This is a genomic window from Sorangium sp. So ce128 (assembly GCF_051525245.1).
GTDB lineage: Bacteria > Myxococcota_A > Polyangia > Polyangiales > Polyangiaceae > Sorangium > Sorangium cellulosum_B.
Window position 1 is genome coordinate 4747207 of the sequence record NZ_CP150313.1, and the last position, 21892, is coordinate 4769098.

Below are 21892 nucleotides of genomic sequence, written 5' to 3' on the forward strand. Positions count from 1 at the left end.
GGAAAACGACGTGATCCCGGATTCCCTCATCAAGCGATGTTTCCCGGCGTTCGTCGGCGGGATGATCATAGTCGCCGCGTACCAGCAGGCGTCCGGGATCTCGTACCTGGTGGAAGAAGCGTGGCTGTCCGGGCTGCCGCCGGCGCGGCCGCAACCGCGGTCACAGCCGCGGCCCCTCCTGGACGACGGCGATCACACGACCAGCGCGGCAGCCATCGTGGCGCGGAACCCGTTCGACTCGGTGACAGGGCCCCTCACGCCGAAGCCCGCCAGCCAGGAGGAGGACGAGGCGTCCGCCGTGGGCGCCGATCCTCTGCTGGATCCGATCTGCGAGGGCGCGCGCGTCCTCTTGATCGCCGCCTCGGAGGATCCCTCCTGGTCCTTCGCCACGATCGCGGCCGGGCGAGGGGAGCCGCTCCTGCGCCGGGAGGGCGACGCGGTCGAGGGCCGCTCGGTCGTCGCGATCGGCTGGGATCGTGTCTGGTTCGCCGAGCCGGGGGCGCGGTGTCAGGTCCGCATCGGCGACAACCGGGGCGCGCCGCGCGCGACGCCCGCGCCACCGCCCGCGGCGCCGCGGCCGAAGCGCGGCGCGCTCCCGCCGGAGATCGCGTCGAAGATCCGGAAGGTGAGCGACCGCGAGTTCGTGGTCGACCGGACGGCGATCGATCTGGTCCTGGAGAAGCAGGGGGAGCTCATGCGCTCCGCGCGGATCGTGCCTGCGCGGGAGGGGGAGCGCGTGGTCGGCGTCCGCCTCGCCCGCGTCGCGCCCGACTCGCTGCTGACCGCGGTCGGCCTGCGCAGGGGGGACACGATCCGCTCGGTCAACGGCTTCGACATGACCGATCCGCAGAGCGCGCTTCAAGCCTACGCCCGGCTGCGCTCGGCGAACAACCTCGCGATTTCCCTCAAGCGGGGGGGAAAGGACATGACGATCGATCTCCGGATCCAGTGAGGCGCGGCTCACGCACTGCGCGGCGTGCCATCGATGAACAGGAGATCTCCGTAAAGACAGAGGACGCGGCAAAACGGTGGCTGGAGGCGCTCGGCCCGGCGGGCGAGCGCGCGTCCTTCAGGCTGCTCGCGCCGATCATCGAGAGCCCGCGCCCGGACGAGCGGCGCGAGCCACTTCTCGACGGCCGGGCGGGCGTTAAGCTTCCTTCATGAAGCTCGGCGCACGGCTCACCACGCACGCATCCTCGGCCGGCGCCGCCGGGATCAGCTTCATCGTCCAGCCGCTCCCGGGTTCGGACCAGCTGTTCGTCATTCCAATCCAGTACCTGCTCACGGCGTCGCTCGCGAAGGAGCGAGGCGCGTCCCTCTCGAAGGCGGCGTGGTCCCAGGTCCACCAGATCATCTGGGGCGGCGGCGCCCTTCGACTCGTGCTCACCATGACCCTGGGGCTGATCCCCCTGGCCGGCGCGGTGACGAACGCGATCACGGCGTTCGTTACAACCGAGTACCTCGGGCACTACGTGGATAGGGCCCTCGACAACCCGGACAAGCCGACTCCTGCCCTGTCGATCCAGGATATCCTGGACTCCATCACGTCCCTCTTCACCACGCGAGCGCGGTAGGCAAGCGGTCCCTGGGTCGAGCTCACCCTGCGGCTCTTGGAGCTGAAGGGAGAGCTCCTCGGGAGCGGCGCCGCGTCACCACCAGATTCGCCGGTGTTTGCGGCGGGAGCGTATCGCCACCGCCGCCACGGCCCTCACGGCGATCACGGCGGCTGCCACGCGCGCGGCTGGCCCTGCGCGCGCGGCGGCTCGCAGGCGATCACGGCAGCGCTCTCCGCCTATTTTCGCTCGTTCGGCGGAGAGATCGAGGTGGGGCGGCGCGTCGTGTCCGTCGACGAGCTGCCGGCGGCGAAGGCGATCTTGTTCGATCTGACGCCTCGCCAGAGCGTGAGGATCGCCGGGGACCGGCTCCCCGCGCGTTATGTCCGCCGCCTGGAGCGTTATCGCTACGGTCCCGGGGTCTTCAAGGTCGACTGGGCGCTCGACGGCCCGATCCCGTGGAAGGCGCCGGCGTGCCTGCGGGCAGCGACGGTGCACGTCGGAGGCACGCTCGAGGAGATCGAGGCGGGGGAGGCGGCCGTCTGGCGCGGAGAGTACCCTGCGCGCCCCTTCGTGCTGGTCGCCCAGCAGAGCCTCTTCGATCCGACGCGCGACGCCCCCCGGCGTGCCGGATCAGCTTGCGCGACGCCGCGCGACATGTTTTGAGTTCAAAGAATTCGTTCGGCCGCTCGCCCGCGGCGATCCCGCGGTGGGCGTCGCGCCCTGTTCGTTTCCGACGGCTCGCGGCACCGCGCCTCGCGGCGCGCGGCTCGTCCCTGCGCCGGCGTGCCTCGCGCCCGGCGGATGAGGGAGGTGCCGCGCCTCGCGCCCGGGGAGCGGCGCCTCGTCGCCGCCAAGGAGGGGAGTTCCATGGCCCGACTGCTCATCGTCTCCAACCGCCTCCCGATCAGCGTGCGCGTCGACCGCGGCGCGCTCTGCCTCACGCGCTCCTCGGGCGGCCTCGCCGCCGCCATGCGCGGCCCCCACGAGCGGCGCTGCGCGGTCTGGATAGGCTGGCCGGGCAGCGTCACGAGCCTCTCCCCGGAGCAGCGAAGCGACGCCGACGTGGCGCTCGCCGGGATGCGCGCCGTGCCCGTGCACCTCGGCGCCGCGGAGCAGCACCGTTTCTACGACGGCTTCTCGAACGGCGTCCTCTGGCCCCTGCTCCACTACCTGCTCGACAAGGTGAACCTCGACGCGGAGCTCGACTGGGAGGCCTACCAGCGCGTCAACGAGCACTTCGCCGACGTCGTCGCCGCGCAGTACACGCCGGGCGACGCGATCTGGGTGCACGACTACCAGCTCCTGCTCCTCCCGGCGCTCCTCCGGCGGCGCCTCCCCGGGGCCCGGATCGGCTTCTTCCTCCACGTCCCGTTTCCCTCCGCCGAGGTCTTCCGCATCCTCCCGTGGCGGGAGCAGATCGTCCGGGGCCTGCTCGGCGCGGACCTGATCGGCTTCCACACGGCGGCCTACCGCAGGAACTTCGCGGCGTCGGCGGCGCACGTGCTCGGCGTCGAGCCGGGCGAGGCGGAGCTCGAGCACGACGGGCGCAGGGTCGCGCTGGGGGTCCACCCCATCAGCATCGACGCCGCCGAGATCGAGCGGCTCGCGGGCCACCCCGGTGTGCGGGAGGAGGCGGCGCGCATCCGCGCCGAGGCGCGCGGCCGCAAGATCGTGCTCGGGATCGACCGGCTCGATTACACGAAGGGGATCCCGCGCCGGCTGCTCGCGATCCAGCGGTTCCTCGAGCGCGAGCCGGAGCTGCGCGATCAGGTTCGCTTCCTCCAGCTGGCCGTGCCCACGCGCGAGATGGCCGGCGCGTACGCCGACTTCCGGCGGATCGTGCACGAGATGGTCGGCCGCATCAACGGGCAGTACGGTACGACGTACGCGACGCCGATCCACTACATGCACCGCTCGCTGCCGCTCGAGCAGGTGGTCGCCCTCTACCTCGCCGCCGACGTGATGCTCGTGACCCCGCTGCGCGACGGCATGAACCTCGTCGCGAAGGAGTACGTCGCCGCGCGGGTCGACGACGACGGCGCCCTGATCCTGAGCGAGTTCGCGGGCGCGTCCTCCGAGCTCGCGGAGGCGATCTCCGTCAACCCGTACGACATCGGCTCGGTCGCCGCTGCCGTGAAGCAGGCGATCGCCATGCCGCCCGCCGAGCAGCAGCGCCGGATGGCGGCGCTGCGCGGCCGCGTGGCCACGCACGACGTCCACGCCTGGGCGCAGGCGTTCCTCGACGAGCTCGACCGCGCCGCGGCGCCGGGGGCCGCCGCGCCGTCGCGCCGAGGGATGCCCAAGGGCGTCGTCGAGCGCGTGCGCCTCGCGCCGCAGCGCGTGTGGATCCTCGACTACGACGGCACGCTGGTCCCGTTCGCTCCGGTGCCGGACCTCGCCGCGCCGGACGAGGAGCTGCTCGCGCTGCTCAGGGCGCTGTCCGAGCGCGACCGCGTGCACGTCGTGAGCGGCCGCCGGCGCGCCGACATCGAGCGCTGGCTCGGCGCGCTGCCGCTCCACATCCACGCCGAGCACGGCTTCTGGTCGCGGTCCACGGCGAGCGACGACTGGGTCGCGCTCGAGCCGGACGCCGCCGCCTGGAAGGGCGAGGTGCGGGCGATCCTCGAGGGCTTCACCCGGCGCACCCCGGGCAGCTTCATCGAGGAGAAGACGGTGATGCTGGCGTGGCACTACCGCACGGCCGAGCCCGAGCTGGCGAGCCAGCACGTGCGCGAGCTGCGCGCGCGCCTCGAGGAGCGCCTCCCCATGGATACCCTGGAGCTCCTCGCCGGCGCGAAGGTGGTCGAGGTCCGGCCGCGCGGCGTCCACAAGGGCAGGGTGGTGCCGCGCATCCTGGACGACGTCCCGGCGAGGGCGGCGGTGATCGCGATCGGCGACGACCGCACGGACGAAGACATCTTCGCGGCGCTGCCGCCGTCCGCGTACACCATCCACGTCGGCAACGAGAGCAGCCGCGCCGCCTACCGGCTGCCCGACGCCGGCGCAGTGCGGCGCCTCCTCCGCTCGATCCACGCTGGCCCCGCGGAGCTCGACGCCGGGCTCCACGCCTGACCCGCGCCGGGGTCCACGCGCGTTCCACGCCCGATCCATGCCGTTCTTCCCTGCCCGAAGCCGCCGCCGCTCGCGGCGCGGCGCTGTCCACGAGCGGCCCGCGTTTCCCGGGGCGAGCGCGGCGGAGAGGCGCGTTATAAGGCGCGCCATGGATCAAGATCCCGGCCGTGAACGGCCCGAAGAGAGGCCGTCCGGGCGGCCCGCAGGGGCGGCCCTGCAGGACCGCATCGCCGCCGCGCTCGGCATCGAGCCCGAGGCCCGCGAGGCCATCGTCCGGAGCATGCTGGAGCGGAGCGCCCGGGGGGCGGCGGGCTACTGGCTCCAGCTCTTCCTCGCCATGGGCATCGCCTCGCTCGGCCTCGTCCTCGGCAGCGGGGCGGTCGTCATCGGCGCGATGCTGATCTCGCCGCTCATGGGTCCCATCGTCGAGCTCGGGATGGGCCTCGCGATCGGCTCGCCGTTCCTGGCGCTGCGCTCCTTCACGCGCGTCGCCTTCAGCGTCGTCATGGTCGTGACGAGCGCCACGGTCCTCACGCTGATGCTGCCGTTCTACGAGGTGACCTCGGAGATCGCCGCGCGCACGTCGCCGACGGCGCTCGATCTGCTCATCGCGATCTTCTGCGCGATCGCGGCCGCCTACACCACCGCGCGGCCCGGCTCGGACACGACCTCGACGGCCGCGGGCACGGCGATCGGCATCGCGCTCGTGCCCCCGCTCTGCGTGATCGGCTACGGGATCGGCACGCGGATGAAGAGCGTCGCGAGCGGCGCCGCGCTGCTCTTCACGGCGAACCTCTGCGCGATCCTCCTGTTCGCCATCCTCTCCTTCCTGCTCCTCGGCTACAGCGCCGTCAGCACCGCGGAGCTCGAGCACGCGGAGCTCGCGAAGCAGAAGCCGGGCGTGATCCGCCGCGTGGCGCGCGCGCTGCAGGTCTTCTTCGAGCTCCGCCACGGGTGGATCTTCCGCGTGCTCATGCCGCTCGCGCTCCTCGGGGCCGTGTATTTCCCGCTCCGGGAGGCGCTCGCGCGCGTGTCGTGGCAGGTGCGCGTCCGCACGGCGATCGTGCGCATGCTGGACGCGCTGCCGCAGAGCGCGGTGCGGTCGAACGTCTCGGTCGATCACGGCAGCGTCGTCGTGCGCCTCGTCATGCTCGGCCGAGCCGACGAGGCGGAGCGGATCGAGCACGACCTGCGCGACCAGATCGCCGGGGTCGCGGGCATCACCCCGAAGGTCGACGTGATCGCCGTCCTCGACGCGAGCGCGCTGGAGGAGGTGGCGGCGTCGGTCAGGGCGAGCTCGGCGCCCATCGACGTGGCGCCCAAGGAGCCCGAGCTCGTGCTCGTCCGCCAGGAGCTCGCGAAGTCGCTCGCTGGCGCGTGGCCGCACGCGGCGGGGCCGCTCGTCGCGTGGCGGCTCCGGTTCCCGGAGAACGAGCCGGCCGTCGTGGAGGTGGTGCACGTCGGTCCCGAGCTCGGCGCCCCGGCGGGCGACCTGCTCGGGCGCGCGCTCTCGCGCGAGCTCGGCGCGGAGGTCGCGGTGCAGGGCCGCGCTATCTCGCCCGAGCCGATCGTCGCGGAGCCGCCGGGCGGATGGTCCTGGCTCCAGGCAGCCGGGCCCGCGCTCGCCTGGGTGGACGACGTGGAAGCGCTCCACGGGTGCGTCGAGGTGCCCCCGAACCCCGGGGAGAAGTCGAGCGGGGAGCTCGACGCGGTCCTCGTGGCGCTCCGGTCGCTGCCGGCCCTCCGTTCGGATCGGGTGCACGTCCGTCAGGGCGCGCGGTGGCGGGCGCTGGTCTCGACCTCGCCGTGCGCGCCGGTCTCCGCAGCGGCGCCGGCCGACGCCGCTGCGGAGGCCGGCGCTCCGGCGGACGCCGGCGCGGGCTCCGGCATCCGCTGAGGCCCGTCGCGCGGGCGGTCGCCCGCGGCGGCTACTGCTCCGTCGACGTCTCGGCCTCCTCGAGCGTCAGCGCCGCGCCGGGCGACGGGGCCCCGGGCAGCGCGAGCCTGCCGACGAGGAGGCCCACCACGGCCGTCACGGCCGAGGCGAGCCTCCGATGTTGCGGGCGGGTCTCGGTGGGCTCGCCGCGTCGATCCGGGCGATCGGAATTGCGGCGCGGCCTCGCCTCGTCTGGCCGTCCTCCGCAGGAGCGGTGAGACGAGGAGCGCCTCGTCACGCGCGCTCGTTCGAGGCCACGACGCGATCGGCCTCCTTTGTGGAGTCGTCCTTCGTGCCTTCGGCGTCGCGACCGAAGAACGCGCCGACATCGCGTGCAAATCGCTTGTCGAGCAAGATGCCCGCGTGCCCGCGTCGCTCGTAGACGGCCAGTCGTGAGCCTGCGACGCCGCGGATCGTGGCCTCGCGGATTGCGGGTGAGACGAAGCCATCGCGCTCGCCAAGGATGAGCAGCATCGGAGCGCGGATGTCGGGCAGACGATCGGAGCAGTCGAAGCGCATCAACGCCTGGCACGTGGCGATGCCGTCGGAGACGTCCTTGCCGCGATCGGGGAGGTCGTTGAGCAGGAACAGGGCGACGCGCGCGAGCGGCCGCCACCACGGAGACGTGGTGAGCACGATCGTCATCGCCTGCATCGGGAAGCGCCTTTGTCTGGCGCGGTCGAGCCAGCCTTGCATCGCTGCATGGCTCTCGGGTGTGAACGTGTGGGCCGCCCCTGCCACGACGAAGCGCTCGACGAGATCCGGATGATCAGCGGCGAGGCGCAGCGCCGCAGCCCCGCCCGTCGACACGCCGACGACCTTCACGGGACCGCCGAACGTCGCCCGAATCGCCGTGGCGTAGTCGTTGGCAAAGTCCTCCACGGTGGCGCCCTCGGCGACCCCGGGCCGTCGCGCGAGCTGATAGATCGTGTACCGAGACCGCAGCTCGCCGAACGCCCCGAACGCGAGCGCGCGCTCGAGCCCCTGGGGGTTCTCGTTCCTGGGAGCAAACCCTGGAAACACCACGAGCGGCGGCCCCTCGCCGGCGGCCACGTAGGGGATCCCGCCCGGGAGCACGCCATCCCGTGTCTTCATGGCGCACCTGCACGCGCGGATTGTCCCTGTGCCGAGTTGAAAGGAATAGTCATTTTCATGAATCTAGGTGACGTCACGGAGTGCGTCAATCTCCGGATCCCCGCGCCATGCTTCCTCGCGCGTAGCCGTCCGCTCCCGGTCAGCACGTGCGGCGTGGCTTGCCCGGGTGAAGGAGGCAGAGGCAGCACGGCTTGTGAGCTTCCCGGTCACCCACGCGTCTCCTTCATTCCTCTGGAATCGAGCGGGTGGCGCGGTGCTTACCGCAGACAGCGCCGCAGCGGATTCGGCCGCCGATACGCCAAGTGCGAAAAAGCATCCATGTTTCTTGGCGTCCTTGGCGCCTTGGCGCTCCTCCGAGCTTTCGCACGTTCGTCCAGAGGACCGCACCACCATCGAGCGCGCCTGCTCCCCCCCGGGCGTTCCCGCCCATGCGACATCGCGCCGCAGGACAACGTGTCGCATGGTCGCGCCGCATCGCAGCGGCTACGCAGGCCGCATGAGACGCCGACAAATCCTGGATCTCGCCGCCGCGAGCGCCGCGCTCGCCACCCTGCAAACGCTCGGCGGGTGCGCGCAAGACGACGCCGTTCCCGGACGATCGCCCACGACACCTGGAGGAGAGGGTTCCCCGATGAAGCACATCGCCATGCTGATTTACCCGGCCTTCACCGCGCTTGACCTCATCGGTCCTCAGGCCGTGTTCAGCACGTTTGACAATGCACAGATACACCTCGTGTGGAAGACGCTCGACCCTGTGACGACGGATACGGGGATCACCCTCCTTCCCACGGCGACCTTCGACACGTGCCCAGAGGAGCTCGAGATCCTCTTCGTTCCGGGCGGCGTCGAGGGCACGATCGCCGTGATGAAGGACGGCGAGGTCCTCGATTTCCTCGCGGCGCGCGCGGAGCAGGCGAGCTACGTGACGAGCGTTTGCACGGGGTCGCTCGTGCTCGGCTCGGCGGGGCTGCTCCGCGGCTACCGCGCGACCACGCACTGGGCCATGCGCGAGGTGCTGCCCCTCCTGGCGGCCGAGCCCGTCGACGCGCGGTATGTCGAGGACCGCAACCGCATCACGGGAGGCGGCGTGACGTCAGGCATCGATTTCGGCCTCCGGATCGCCGCCAAGCTGCAGGGCGAGGAGGCCGCACAGCTGGCGCAGCTCGCCATCGAGTACGCCCCCGACCCGCCGTTCCAGGCGGGTACGCCCGAGTCCGCGCCCACGGCGGTGGTCGAGCGGTTTCGCGGCATCTCCGCGCCGGCGGTCGCGCAGGCCAGACAGGCGGCGGAGCAGGCCGCGGCGCGCTGGTGAAGCGCGGCGCGCCCGTCCCCGAGGGGCCGCCGAACCGCGGCTCGCCGGACAGGGCCGGTCAGCTCGTCAGGAAGGCGCGGTAGACTCCGCTGAGTCCCGCCGCGCGGGCGGTCGCTGGCGGCGACTACTGCTCCGTCGACCTCTCGGCTTCCTCGAGCGTCAGCGCCGCGCCGGGCGTCGGGGCCCCGGACAGCGCGAGCTTGCCGACGAGGAGCCCCACCACGGCCGCCACGGCCGAGGCGAGCAGGACGCCCAGCTTCGCCGCGGCGAGCATCGCGGCGTCGCCGAACGCGAGGCCCGCGATGAAGATCGCCATCGTGAAGCCGATGCCCGCGACGCAGCCCACGACCGCGATCCCGCGCCAGCCGACGCCGCGCGGCAAGGCGCAGACGCCGAGCCGGACCATCGCGAAGCTCGCGAGGAAGACGCCGATCGGCTTGCCGGCGACCAGGCCCAGCATGACCCCGAGCAGGATCGTCCCCGAGGCCGCGTGGCCGAGCGAGGAAGCATCGATGCGGACGCCGGCGTTGGCGAACGCGAACAGCGGCATGATGCCGTACGCGACCCACGGGTGGAGCGCTGCCTGGAGCCGGACCACGGGCGGCAGCGCCTCGCGCTGGGCCTGCCGGATCCGCCCGAGGGGCTTGATCAGCTCGTCCGCGCGATAGCCGTCGCGCTTGGTGAGCGAGGCGACCCTGTCCACCGCGTCGCGCGCCGCGGCGACGAACCCGTCGCTGCCGAACCACGAGCGCACCGGCGTCAGGAGTCCGATGGCGACGCCGGCGATCGTGGGGTGGACGCCGGCGCGGAGCATGCCCCACCAGACGACGGCGCCTGGGGCCACGTAGGCGGCGGGCGAGCGGACGCCGAAGCGCTGGAGCAGCAGCACCGCGAGCACCCCGCCGCCCGCGACGAGCAGGCCGCTCCACGCGACGCCCGACGAGTAGAACAGCGCGATGACGATGATCGCGCCGATGTCGTCGATGATGGCGAGCGCGAGCAGGAGCACGCGCAGGGCAGGGGGCACGCGCTTGCCGAGCAACGCCAGGACGCCCACGGCGAACGCGATGTCGGTCGCCGTGGGGACGCCCCAGCCGTTCCGCGAGGCCGGCGACGCGTTGAGCGACAGGTAGAGGAGCGCGGGCGCGATCATGCCGCCCACCGCCGCGGCGACCGGCAGCGCCGCGCGCTTGAGATCCGAGAGCTCCCCCTCGTGGATCTCCCGCCGGATCTCCAGGCCGACGACGAAGAAGAAGATCGTCATCAGCCCTTCGTTGATCCAGAAGTGGAGCGGCTGCGTGAACGCCAGCGAGCCCGCGCTGAGCGCGATCGGGACGTGCCAGAGGTGCTCGTAGGCGTCGCCCCACGGAGAGTTCGCCCACGCGAGGGCGACGGCGGACGCGATCAGCAGGACGATCCCGCTGGCGGCCTCGACGTGCAAGAAGCGCTCGATCGGGCCGAGGACACGCTCGGCGATGCGGCGCGCAGGGGCCCAGGTTCCGGGGGCGAGCTGAGACGGGGATTGGCTCAAAGGACCGCCAAGGCGCGAGCGACGTCGCGCGAGGGGGGAAGGCGGCCCGACCGTCCCATGAAGACCTGTCGCGGCGCTCCGCCGCCGCGACACCCGCACGGGAGAATACTCGTTCAGGCGACCGGATCCAGCGCGAACGGGCGCGCCGGGCCGGGGGCGTCGCTCCGGCGCGGTCGGGCGCCGCCGCTCCGGCGCGGCCAGGCGCATGGATCGGATTCGAGGCGCAGGGTGGATCGTGAGCTGGCCTCGGCGCATCGTGGGGCCGGGAGGCGACGGATGACGCGAGATGCCCTGGATCGCGCCGCGGTGACGGCCTTTCTGGTCGCCCGCCACGGCGACGCTGTCTGCGACTCGGGCATCGAGATACGCCCGCTCCCCGGCGGGCTCTGCTCGGAGGTCGCGCTCGTCACCGCGCGGCTGCGCGGCGCCGCGGGGGCTCGCCGGGTCACGCTCGTGGCCAAGCTCGTGCACGGCACGGCCGCGCGCGAGGCGGCCGTCTACCGGCGGCTCTCGAGGTCCGTCGGCCGGCGCTTCTCGCCCGAGCTGCTCGGCGCGGAACGGCTCGGGCGCGGGCGCTGGCTGCTCTACCTCGAGCGGATCGAGCCGGCGCACGCCTGGCCCTGGGCCGACAGCGGGCACACGGCCCGGGTGCTCGATCGGCTGGCGCGCCTCCACGAGGAGACGGCGCAGGGCGCCGCGCTGCCGGCCTGGGACTACGAGGCCGAGAACCTGGCCATGGCGCGGGATACGCTCTCGCTGGCCGAGCGCCTTCCCCGCGGCGAGGTCCCGGCGCTCGCCCGGGCGCTGCCCGCGCTGCGGCGGGTCGTCTCGGCGCTGCCCGCGATGCGCCGCCAGCTCCTCGCGTTCCAGCCGCTCGGCCGCGCGGTGATCCACGGCGACGTGCACCCGGGCAACGTCATGGTCCGCCGGCGCGACGGCGTCGTGGAGCCGGTGCTGCTCGACTGGGCGCGCGCGCGCATGGGCTCGCCGCTGGAGGACGTGAGCTCGTGGCTCCAGGCCGTCGGGTACTGGGAGCCGGAGGCGCGGCGCCGCCACGATACGTTGCTCGCCGGCTACCTTCTGGCGCGAGGGCTCGCCCCCGCGCTGACCCGGCCGCTGCGCGACGTCTACTGGTTCGCGGCCGCGTCCAACGCGCTCGCGGGCGCGCTCGGGCACCACCTCGCGCTGGCCTGCCGCGCGAGCGCGCCCGGCGCGCCCGGCGCGCTCGCGGCCGCGGCACGGAACGCGGCGGACTGGCTGCGCGTCATCCGCCGGGCCGACGCGTGCTGGCGCTGAGGTGCTCGCGGTCGTCGAAGCGCAAGAGGATGCCGCGCTCGCCCTGCCACGAGAGCGACGTGAGGCTGGCGTTGCCCGGCCGGAACGGCTCCCAGCGCGCGGGCGGGACGCCGTGCAGCGCCCCGAGGATCTGGCCGATGACGCCCGCGTGCGTGACCACGAGCACGCGCTGCCCCGGGTGCGCCGCGGCGATCGCCGCGATCGTCGCGAGGCAGCGCGCGCGGAGCTCCCGGTAGCTCTCCCCGCCTGGCCAGCGGAAATCGTCGTCGGCCTGGCGCAGGTGCGCCTCCCAGAGCGGGGCGTGGCGCGCCTTGACCTCCTCGATCGGGAGGCCGTCCACGTCGCCGCAGCAGATCTCGCGCAGCCCGTCGTGGGGGCGGACCGGGCCCCACGCGCCGGCCGCGATCCGCGCCGTCTCGAGCGCGCGGCTCAGCGGGCTGGAATACACGGCGTCGAACGCCGGGCCTCCGGCGAGGCGGCGGCGCAGCGCCTCGGCCTCCTCACGCCCTCGCGCGTCGAGCGGCGTGTCGGTCCACCCGCTCATCGGCGTCGCGGGGCCGGCGCGGTTACCGGCGGTGTGGCCGTGGCGCACGAGGACCAGGAGAGAGGGGCGCATGGGTCGGACCGGAGCAGGGGCGCTCGGCCCGGAAGCTAGCGTGAGCCGCGGCCGGATCGAGCGCCGCGCGCGACGGGCTCACCCTAGGGCCGCGGTCGCCAGGCGGGCGATCGAGCGCGGGCCGCGGGGTGGTTGAGCTTCTTACCGGGGGGAACCAGGTCGGGCCGAAGTGTCGTCTGAGCTCGATCCAGTAGCCCCGCGGCGGGTGAGGGCGCCACAGAGCGGGGCAACAGGCAGCGCAACAGTGCAACAGGGCTCTCGATGGCTCGCGCTGGCCTCGTCCCGTGCAAAGCCGCAGCGGCGCGCGAAGCGGAGCTCCGAGGCTGCTCGCCAGGGCTCGGTGGCTGAGGTCCCGGGCGGGGCAGGTGGCACGGTGGTTGCGAATCGCGCTGCCGTGGCCGGGGCTATTCTGGCGTCGTCGCCGGCGCGCTCGCCATCGAGCCGATGAAGTGGATGTCTCAATGAATACCTGCACGTCGCGCATGAGCATCGTCTGGCTATCCTCCCTGCGCGCCGCCGCAGGCGCGGCCGGCTGCGCCTCCTGGGATCCCAGGCGACATGCGGCGCATCGCGGGGCCGCGATAGGGCAGCTCGCCGCGGGGACACGGTCAGGGCACGCCAGATATCTTCTACCGTAACGGGGCTCCGTTTACCTATCTGCGGTCGATGGCGACTGAATGCCCGCCGCCACCCCCGCCGCCAGCCGCGGAGTGGTGATCGAACTCGATAGCTCGCTGCACGCGGCGGGCGATCGAACCGCTCGGAAGCGCGGGACACTCGTGAGCATCGAGATCGTCGTGACCCAGCTCCTTGAGGCAGCGGGTGAGTGTCTTCGGCACACGGCGGAGATCCGCGACCGCATGCCCGATCAACGGGATCATCAGGCCCGCTCCCGCATGGATTAGTATAGACGCCCACCATGTTCAATGATTATGCTCACGCTCGCAGCGCACAGGCGTTGTACATCAAGGCCGAACCCGGTGGGCGCCGACGGTTGCCTCCCCGGCCTTCCCGCTGCGTGAGGAGAATTCCATGCTTTCATTTTCCCGTGGTGCCGCCGCTTTCATCGCGATCTCAATCACCGCTGGCCCGCTCTTCGCGGCGGGCAACTCGATTCGATTTGCGCGGGATCAGGCCGAGGGGACGGTGGTCACGGTCCAGGGCGTCGTCTCCGTTCCCTCGGGCGCGTTCGCTCCAAACGATGAGGGGTTCGCCATCCAGAAAGGGAATTCAGGGATCTACATCCACGATGCGCTGGGAGGGAGCTATGCGCTCGGGCAGAAGGTCATTGTGACCGGCGCGGTGGCGAACAGCTATGGCCAGGTCCTCGGCCTCCAGCCCACGGCAGTCGCCGTCACTGGGTCGCATCCCGTTCACGCCGCCAAGCCGATCGACACCGGCGACGTGGGCGAGGGCTCCGAGGGCACCCTCGTCCGCATCCAAGGTACGGTGGTGGACGACGTCTTCGACGATGGTGCCTACGGCTATCGATTCCACGTCGACGACGGCTCGGGCGAGGTGACCGTGTTCGTCTATACAGGGACCGGCATTGACGTGAGCGGCATCGCGCTGGGGGACGAGGTGGAGATCACGGGGTTCAGCGGCCAGTTCCTGGATCATTACGAGGTGAACCCGCGCGTCGCCTCGGACATCGAGGAGGTCTCTGGCTGCGACTGACGACCCGGTGAGCCCGAGTGTCCCTTCGGAGTTCGAGGAGGGCTCTGGCTGCCTCCGAACGACGCCCGCGCGGTGAAGCACCGCATCGAGGCTGGGGTGATCGGAGCGAGAGCCATGTTTGCCGGTCGCGCTGCTGCTCTCGCTCGTCTCCGCGCTGACCGCGCCGCGGTGTGCTCGCGAACGCGCGCCTCCGCCCCGCTCGCCGCGCTGTTCATCGCCGGCGATGGCGCCTAGACTGGCGTGACGGTCGATGGCCACCTGCCCCGCGTGTCGCTCGGTCTATCCGGAGGATGTGGCGACCTGTCCGGAGCACGGGGACGCGCTGCTGCCGGACGAGGCGTTCCTCGAGGACGACGCGCAGCTGGCGCCGGGCACGATGCTCGGCGAGTACCGCGTCGAGCGGCTGCTCGGCGCGGGGACGTTCGGCGACGTCTACGCGGGAGAGCACCCCCTCATCGGCAAGCGGGTCGCGATCAAGGTGCTGAACCGGCGGTTCGCGTCCGATCCGACCGTCGTCTCGCGCTTCGTCGGCGAGGCGCGCGCGGTGAACCGCATCCGGCACCGCAACATCATCGACATCTTCTCCTTCGGCGTCGTCGACGGGCGGCACTACTTCGTCATGGAGCTGCTCGACGGGCTCACGCTCGGCGCGCTGATCCGGCGCGAGGGGCGCCTCTCGCCGGGCCGCGCCGTCCCGATCCTCGAGGGCATCGCCGACGCGCTCGACGCCGCGCACGCGGCGGGGATCACGCACCGCGATCTGAAGCCCGAGAACATCTTCGTGGCGATCGAGAAGGGCGGCCGCTACTTCCCCAAGCTGCTCGATTTCGGCGTGGCGAAGCTCGCCGACGAGGCGCTCGCCCACAAGACGGCCACGGGGGTCGCCGTCGGGACGCCCGCGTACATGTCGCCCGAGCAGGTCCGCGGCAAGGGCGTCGACCAGCGCTCGGACATCTACGCCCTCGGCGTGATCGCCCACGAGCTGCTCACGGGAACGCTCGTCTTCCAGGGCGAGTCGATGATGGACGTGATGATGATGCACCTCCTCCACCCGCCGCCGCGGGCGTCGGAGGTCTGCGCGGACCTCCCGCCCGAGCTCGACGCCCCGGTGACGGCGATGCTGGCGAAGCGCGCCGAGGAACGCCCGCGGTCGGCGGGCCAAGCGGTCCAGGCGTTCGTCGAGCAGGTGCGCAAGCTCGGCCTCGAGGGGCTCGACAGCGCGGGCGCCGCGCGGCCCAGGAGCAGCGCGCGCGTGGTGTCCGTCGGCTCGCAGGACGTCAGCTCCGAGGCGGCGACCGACGTGGTCGAGGCGCTCGATCCGGAGGAGGGCAGCGGCGCGGACGGGGGCGGCGCGTCCCGGAGCGGCGCCTCCGGGAACGGCGGCTCCTCCGGCACGCTGCGCAGCCCTGGCGGGAGCGGGGCCGTCGTGGCGGGGCGCACGCAGCCCATGCCGCCGGGCCCGGTGGCGCCCGCCGAGATCGGCCAGACGGCGGCGTTCGCCCCGCCCGCCGAGCCTGTTCGGGCGCCGAGGACCAGCGCCCGCCGCGCCGGGGTGCTCGCGGTGCTGCTCCTCGGCGGCGCCATGGCCGGGGCGATCGCGTGGCTCCGCCCCGGCGGCGACGCTGTCTCGATCCGCGATGCCGCCCCGACAGCGGCCACGGGCGCGCCGCTTGGCGCTGCAGACGCCACCGGCGGGCCGTCCAGCACCCAGGGCCCCCTCGGCGCGCCGCTGGCCGGCGCGGGCGCCACCGGCGTGCCGTCCGGCGCCGCGGATCCTTCCGGCGCGCCGCCCGTCGCGGGCGCCGCGCCCATCGGTCCCCAGGCGGCTCCGGGAGCAGCCGCGGGTGGACCGGCGCCGACCGCGCCGGTCGCCGGGGCGGCCAGCACTGCGTCCACCACGGCGCCGTCGGGCGTCCGGGCGACCCGACCGCGCAAGCACCACACCGATCTGGAGAAGCCGGCGTTCGACAGCCTCCGCGGAGCACCCTGACCATGAAGGCATCTCACGGAGCGTCGATCGTCCTGGCGATCGCGGCGGCTGGCTGCGCGAACCTCTCGCTGCTCGAGGAGGACGTCTGCGGCAACCGCGTCGTCGAGGCGCCGGACGAGGCCTGCGACGGGCAGGAAGGCTGCGGCGCGCCCGGGAGCGCGCACCAGTGCCGCTACCTCTGCGGGGGCGCCGAAGGGTTCGTGTGCCCCGGCGGCTACGGGTGCGGCGCGGACGGCGTCTGCCGGCGGCCCACGGGCGTGTTCGAGGAGCTCTCGGCGCGCACCATGGTCACGGCGATGGAGCTCTCGGCCGGCGACATCAACGCCGACGGCTGCGACGAGCTCGTGCACACGACGCTCGAGAGCACCACGATCACGGCGCTCCCCAGCCAGGCGCCCGGGCTGTGCGCGCAGGCGGAGCAGGCGCTCCCGATCGCCCGGGCGCCGTCGAGCGAGGAGACGTCGCCCGCTCCGATCCTGCGCGACCTCACGAGCGACGGCCAGCTCGAGCTCATCGTCGCCGGCCGCGGGGACGTGGTCTCCGCGCTGGGGGGCGCCGCGAACGGCCTCTTCGTGTTCTCCGCCTCGGAGAGCGCGGCCATGGCGCCCACGCTCTACGCGACCACGCGCCTCGACAGCGAGGCCGCGCGCCTCCTGTCGGCGCGGCTGCGCGGCCGCGACGCCGCGCTGATCTTCCTCGGAGCAGCCGCCGCGACGGGGGCCCCGAACGGCGGCGGTACAGGCGGCGAGCCGCCGGCGAGCGGCGGCCCCGGCCGCATCGCGGTGATGTCGGACCCGGCCATGACGCCGCAGACGCTCGACGGCGACGTCGTGGCCCCCGGCGACATCGCGGCCGCGGTCGCCGCCGATCTGGACGGAGACACCGCCGCGGACCCGGCGGCCTGCGACGAGGCGATCGTGGCGAAGCGGGGCGACGATCGGATCCGCATCTACGCCGCCTGCGGCCCCGCGGGCTCGAGCGCGCTCGCGGCGCTGCCCGAGGTGCAGCTCGGCGGCGGCGCGAGGATCCGCGACGTCAACGCGTCGCTCGCCGTGCACGATCAGAACGGCGACGGCTTCCTCGACATCGTCGTGAACGCCATCCGCGACGACCGCGGCGAGCTCCACGTCGCGTACGGCCTCGGTGACGGGCGCTTCCACTCGACGCCGAGCCTTCCGTCGAGCGGCTCGCCCGACCAGCGCACGGGCGCGCTCTCGCTCGACGACGCGGAGCTCGAGGCCGCGCTCGCCGATCCGGACCGGATCTTCGTCGCCGGCGACTTCGACGCAAACCGCCCCGGGCCAGAGCTCGTGCCGCTCGACTGCCGCCCCGGCGCGCCGTTCCAGTCTCCGGTCTGCGGCTCGGTCGGCGGAGGGTGCGAGGCGATCGCCGCCGACGTGAACGCCGACGGCCACCTCGATATCGTCGCCACCCAGACGCAGCTGCCCGACATCACGGTCTACACCGGCGCCTCGGACGGCACGTTCTACACGCAGCGCGTCGCGACGAAGTGCCCGCCCCACTACCTCGCCGTCGGCGATTTCGACGGCGACCGGGTGAACGACATCGCCTACTTCGATCAGCAGGCGCGGCCGTCGTCGCCGCAGCCCTCGACCCGGCTCGACATCGCGTACGGCAACGCCTTCGCCGCGCCCTCCGCGCCGGCCGGGCACGGCCGCCTCGATCTCGCCAGCGGCCTCGTCGCGGGCCGCGTGCTCCAGGAGGCTACGGGAGCCCAGCTCTTCGCGTTGCGCGGTCTCCCGCGGCCGCCCGACGCGCCGGTGGGCTCCGGCTCCGGGCTGGCGCTCATCGAGGGGGGCCGCGATCGCCTCATCCGCGCGCCGTTCTACTTCGCCGCGCCTCCCGGAGCGCCGGAGGGCATGCCGCCTGGTCCTGGCGCGCCGAGCTCCATCCTGCCCGTGCGGCTCCTCGGCGTCGCGGGCGGCATGTTCGCGGTCGGGGCCGACGGCGAACCCCAGCAGCGCCTCGCCGCGATCACGGAGCTCGCCGTCGAGGGCGCGCCCGGTCCCGTGCCCGAAGGCACGCAGATCTGGCTGATCTCCGTCTCACCGGAGGGGGACAACCTGCGCGCCGAGGCGTCCGGCCGGCCCGGCGAGGGGGCGCCGCCGTGCGAGGCGTGCGTGCTCGCGCCGATCGACACCGACGGCGACCGCCGGGACGAGCTCGTGTGGCTGAACGACGGCGAGCTCGCGCTGTACGCGGCCGACGGCGAGAAGCTGGTCGAGGCGGCCCGGCAGGAGACGGCGCACGTGTTCAAGGCCATCGTGGAGGACGTGAACCCGCCGAAGTACGCGCCGCGCCCGCTCGTCGCGGATCTGGACGGCGACGGGCGGCAGGATCTCCTCGCCCGCGCGGCGAGCGGCGAGATCGTCGCGCTCTGGGGCCGCGCCGGCGGGGGCTTCGATGAGACGGCGCTCGTCGCCCCGGAGCCTTGCGAGGGCGATCAGGTCTGCGCGGGCCTCGCCGTGGCGCTGCTCAACGCCGACGCCGACGTCGCGCTCGAGGTCGCCGTGGCCGGGCCCGGGCGGCTCGAGCTCTACGATCTCGACGCCGGCGCGCGGGCGCTGCGCCGCATCGAGACCGCGTTCCCCGGGCCTCCGCCGGAGGCCGGCAGCGATTACGTCGCGCTGGTCGCGGGCGACGTCGATGGGGATGGCGTCGACGATCTCGCGGTGGGGATGAGCTCCGCCTTCCTGAAGGTGTTCCGCGGCAAGCCGGTGCTGCAATGAGGGCGGCGGTGCGTCTCTTCGGTCCGTTGCTCGCCTGGGCCTCGCTGAGCCTCGCCGCGGCGCCCGCCGCGGCCCAGGCGGACGCGCGCCCGACGCCCGAGCAGGTGGCGCAGGCGGAGAGCTACTTCAACGCCGGCGCGCAGGCCTACGAGGCGGGCCAGTACCAGGTCGCCGCGGAGGCGTTCCTGGAGGCGCACGAGCGCGTGCCGAGCCCGTCGCTCCTGTTCTCGGCGGCGCAAGCGTTCCGGCGGCAGCACCTCACGGAGCCGTCGCCGGACGCGCTGCGCCGCGCGATCGCCCTCTACCGCGAGTACCTGCGGCAGGATCCGAAGGCGACGCGCCGCGAGGAGGCGGTGACGGCCCTTGGATCGCTCGTGCCGCTGGAGGCGCGGCTCCCCGGCGAGGGCGCGGAGGCGGCGGGCGGCGAGGGCGCGACGGCGCCGGGCGGCGGCACCGCGGCGGCCGCGAGGCCGGCGGCGGGCGGGACGCGGCTCCTGCTGTCGTCGCCGGCCGAGGGGGCCCGTGTGTCGGTGGATGGCCAGCCGTTCGTCGCGGCGCCGCTCGTGGCGCCGGTCGCTCCTGGCCCGCACCGCGTGCGGGTGCAGGCGGCGGGGCACGACGAGGAAGAGCTCACGGTCGTCGCGGTCGCCGGTGAGCTGATGCCGCGGCACGTCGTGCTGCGCGTGAAGCCGGCGCAGCTGCGGGTGACGGGCACGGGCGGCGCGCGCATCGCGGTGGACGGGCAGGTGAGGGGGACGGTGCCGACGGCGGGCGCGATCGCGATCGAGCCGGGGGTTCATGGGGTCGAGGTCTCGCTGCCCGGATACGAGCTCTTCCGGCGGGAGCTCCGCGTGACGCGCGAGCAGGCCGTGGGGCTCGACGCCAACCTGCGCATGACGTCCCGCCGCGTCGCCGCGTGGACGGTGCTCGGCGTCGGCGCGGCGGGCGCCGTCGCGACCGGCGTGCTCGGGGGCCTCGCCCTCGCGAGCCAGAGCGAGGCGGTCGAGCTGCGGGACAGGAAGGACGCGGGCTCGCTCACGCCGTCGGAGCGGGATCGCTACAACGCCGCGGTCGACGCGCGCGGCGGTCTCGGCGCGGCGGCGGCCGTCGCCGGCGGGGTGTCGTTGCTCGCCGCCGCCGTGGGGTTCGGGCTCTTTGCGTTCGACGAGCCAAAGGGCCTTGGCGTCGCCCCGCCCGCCGCGCCGCCGCCGAAGGATCCCGGGGTGAACGCGGAGTTCACGGTGGGCGTGTTTTCGGCGGGTGTTCGAGGGCGCTTCTAGATCGACAAGCGGGTTAAAACCCCCGGAAAAGAGCAGGAATTCGAACCGCCGAGCGCGCCAAGGACGCCAAGAACTCGCTCTGCTCCTGGCGTCCTCGGCGCCTTGGCGGCTCATCTCGGTCTCGCCGCAGGTCGTCCCCGCGGCGGGCCCGGGCCGCGATCAACCAGGCACGACGACGACCTCGCCGGTCGTGTACAGCGCCGAGGTGTCCCAGGCGAGCCCGGGGGCGAGCGGCACATCGATGCTCACCTCGGAGAACGTCCCCAGGAGGGCGCCGCTCCAGCCGAGCACGGCGACGGTGTCGCCGGCCTGGAAGGGCATGGCCTCGTCCTCCACGTGGATCTCCAGGGCCCCGTCGAGGGTCACGTCCCCGTCCACGAACAGGAGCGGCGCGGCGCTCGGCCCGGCGACGGTCACGCTCAGCGCCGCGAACAAGCCCTGGCTGTAGCTCCCGGCGACGCTCGTCGAGGGGTACACCTCGCCCACGACCAGCGTGCCGAGCGCGGGGTTCGCGAGATCGCCCGTGAAGCTGCTGGTCTCGAGGCGCCCCCGGTAGAAATCGATGACGTCGCTGGCCTGGACCTCGATCTCTCCCGCAATGAGCTCGCCGTCCGCGAGCCGCACCGCCCACCTCGGGCCGCCGGGAGCGCCGGGCAGCGGCGCGAGCCGGAGGAGGCCGCCGATGCGGACGGATCCTCCCCCGTCGATGTGCAGCGCCGGATAGACCGACGAGTCGGTGGACGCGAGGATCGTGACGTCACCGCCGTTGATCCACGATGCATAGACGTCGGTCACGTGGATGTACGCCGCGCCGCCTCGCGAGCGGATCTCGGCCTCCTCCGTGGCCAGGGTCCCCAGCGCTCCGAGGGCGATCCCGCCGATTCCATCGTCTCCCCCCACCGACAGCAGCCCCGCGTTCGTCCAGGTGCCGCCCCAGCCGCTCACGCTGACAACGCTGTTCTCGAGCTCGTTGCCGAGGACCTGCGCGTCCACGGTGGAGAGCTCGCCCCGGTAAATGGACAGCTGCGCGGCCCTGCCCGCGCCGACGACGAACTCCCCCGTGCTCACCCACCTCGTCGCGGAGCCTGTGACGAACGCCTCGATCGGGCGGAAAGGGTCCTCCGGGGCGTTGGCACCGAAATAGACGTTGTGCGAGAAGAAGCTCGCTCCTTTTCGGATCTCGATCCTGCCGCCCCACAGGTCACCGATGTAGGCGTTGGTTCGGCTCGTCAGGGTCGCGTCGTACCCCTCGACGAGCACGTCGCCGTGGGCGTGGAAGTACGGCCCGCTGACCAGGAGGTCGTCGGTGATCACCGTGGCGCCGGTCCGTACGATGAGCGAGCCCCAGGCGAAGTGGCCTGCGCCGATCGCGAGAGAGCCATTGTTGGTCCACCGCGATCCGTACCCGACCACCTCGACGGAACCGGAGCCCTCGTAAGGCCCGCCGATGATGGCGCCGGGGCTGAGCACCCTTCCCCTGTTGGAGACGCGCACGCTCCCCGAGCGGGGCGTGCCCGGTATCGTGCCGCCGACCAGCAGAGGGCTCTCCCCGAGGTCCCACGGGTCCGACGGGCTTGCGGGCGATACATCCTCCGAGATGGTCACCTCCGCCCGGACCGGCACTGCCACGCTCACCGACACCGCCGCAAGCAACGCCGAAAGGGCGCATCGGACATGCTGGTTCATAGGCCTCCTGCTCAGCAAGAAAATTCACGGCACAAGAATTCCGTCCTCACTTCCCCCTGCTGCCCGAGCCGGGTGGATCGCGAGACCGATATTCC

Annotated in this window: 15 protein-coding genes and 1 pseudogene; 12 read left to right on the plus strand and 4 right to left on the minus strand. The window is 73.2% G+C overall.

Annotation, left to right across the window (positions count from 1 at the left end; translation table 11 throughout):
• Positions 1-10 precede the first annotated feature (10 nt).
• The 5 genes and pseudogenes from gspC to WME82_RS18100 all read left to right on the plus strand — a co-directional run bounded on the left by gspC (position 11) and on the right by WME82_RS18100 (position 6525).
• Positions 11-952: a type II secretion system protein GspC gene (gene gspC, locus WME82_RS18080; protein ID WP_438043840.1), complete on the plus strand. Its 942-nt coding sequence runs from the start codon at positions 11-13 to the stop codon at positions 950-952.
• A gap of 208 nt (positions 953-1160) precedes the next feature.
• Positions 1161-1574: a hypothetical protein gene (locus WME82_RS18085; RefSeq protein ID WP_438043841.1), complete on the plus strand. Its 414-nt coding sequence runs from the start codon at positions 1161-1163 to the stop codon at positions 1572-1574.
• Between the two features lie 156 nt (positions 1575-1730).
• Positions 1731-2165: pseudogene (locus WME82_RS18090) on the plus strand (phytoene desaturase family protein); the annotation flags it as partial.
• A 258-nt stretch (positions 2166-2423) separates the two neighbouring features.
• Entirely contained in the window at positions 2424-4628 is a 2205-nt protein-coding gene (locus tag WME82_RS18095; protein ID WP_438043842.1) for a bifunctional alpha,alpha-trehalose-phosphate synthase (UDP-forming)/trehalose-phosphatase, read from the plus strand.
• A 148-nt stretch (positions 4629-4776) separates the two neighbouring features.
• Positions 4777-6525 (plus strand): DUF389 domain-containing protein, encoded by a 1749-nt coding sequence (locus WME82_RS18100; RefSeq protein ID WP_438043843.1) that lies wholly within the window; start codon positions 4777-4779, stop codon positions 6523-6525.
• 273 nt (positions 6526-6798) lie between these two features.
• Here the strand turns inward: WME82_RS18100 and WME82_RS18105 are convergent, their stop codons facing one another.
• Entirely contained in the window at positions 6799-7659 is an 861-nt protein-coding gene (locus WME82_RS18105; RefSeq protein ID WP_438043844.1) for an alpha/beta fold hydrolase, read from the minus strand.
• A 631-nt stretch (positions 7660-8290) separates the two neighbouring features.
• Here WME82_RS18105 and WME82_RS18110 point away from each other — a divergent pair.
• A complete protein-coding gene (locus WME82_RS18110; RefSeq protein ID WP_438043845.1) occupies positions 8291-8971 on the plus strand; it encodes a DJ-1/PfpI family protein in 681 nt (226 codons plus the stop codon).
• A 124-nt stretch (positions 8972-9095) separates the two neighbouring features.
• On the opposite strand, the gene nhaA is transcribed toward WME82_RS18110, so the two are convergent.
• Positions 9096-10502, minus strand: a complete 1407-nt coding sequence (gene nhaA / locus WME82_RS18115; protein ID WP_438043846.1) for a Na+/H+ antiporter NhaA — start codon at positions 10500-10502, stop codon at positions 9096-9098.
• 276 nt (positions 10503-10778) lie between these two features.
• Between nhaA and WME82_RS18120 the strand changes: the two genes are divergently transcribed.
• Positions 10779-11798: a phosphotransferase family protein gene (locus WME82_RS18120; RefSeq protein ID WP_438043847.1), complete on the plus strand. Its 1020-nt coding sequence runs from the start codon at positions 10779-10781 to the stop codon at positions 11796-11798.
• Here WME82_RS18120 and WME82_RS18125 read toward each other — a convergent pair.
• Positions 11767-12414, minus strand: a complete 648-nt coding sequence (locus WME82_RS18125) for a histidine phosphatase family protein (protein WP_438043848.1) — start codon at positions 12412-12414, stop codon at positions 11767-11769. The genes WME82_RS18120 and WME82_RS18125 overlap by 32 nt on opposite strands.
• A 677-nt stretch (positions 12415-13091) precedes the next feature.
• Between WME82_RS18125 and WME82_RS18130 the strand changes: the two genes are divergently transcribed.
• The 5 genes from WME82_RS18130 (at position 13092) to WME82_RS18150 (ending at position 20111) form a co-directional block, all read left to right on the plus strand.
• On the plus strand, positions 13092-13319 hold the full coding sequence (locus tag WME82_RS18130; RefSeq protein WP_438043849.1) for a hypothetical protein: 228 nt from the start codon (positions 13092-13094) through the stop codon (positions 13317-13319).
• Positions 13320-13446: 127 nt separating this feature from the next.
• On the plus strand, positions 13447-14091 hold the full coding sequence (locus tag WME82_RS18135) for a hypothetical protein (protein WP_438043850.1): 645 nt from the start codon (positions 13447-13449) through the stop codon (positions 14089-14091).
• 250 nt (positions 14092-14341) lie between these two features.
• Positions 14342-16081 carry a serine/threonine-protein kinase gene (locus WME82_RS18140; RefSeq protein ID WP_438043851.1) on the plus strand — a complete coding sequence of 580 codons (1740 nt, stop codon included), beginning with the start codon at positions 14342-14344 and terminating at the stop codon, positions 16079-16081.
• A 2-nt stretch (positions 16082-16083) separates the two neighbouring features.
• Positions 16084-18831, plus strand: coding sequence for an FG-GAP repeat domain-containing protein (locus WME82_RS18145; RefSeq protein ID WP_438043852.1), 2748 nt, complete (start codon positions 16084-16086; stop codon positions 18829-18831).
• 8 nt (positions 18832-18839) lie between these two features.
• Positions 18840-20111 carry a PEGA domain-containing protein gene (locus WME82_RS18150; protein WP_438043853.1) on the plus strand — a complete coding sequence of 424 codons (1272 nt, stop codon included), beginning with the start codon at positions 18840-18842 and terminating at the stop codon, positions 20109-20111.
• Positions 20112-20270: 159 nt separating this feature from the next.
• Here the strand turns inward: WME82_RS18150 and WME82_RS18155 are convergent, their stop codons facing one another.
• The gene (locus WME82_RS18155; RefSeq protein ID WP_438043854.1) at positions 20271-21797 is read right to left on the minus strand and encodes a hypothetical protein; all 1527 of its coding nucleotides are present in this window, start codon (positions 21795-21797) and stop codon (positions 20271-20273) included.
• Positions 21798-21892 lie beyond the last annotated feature (95 nt).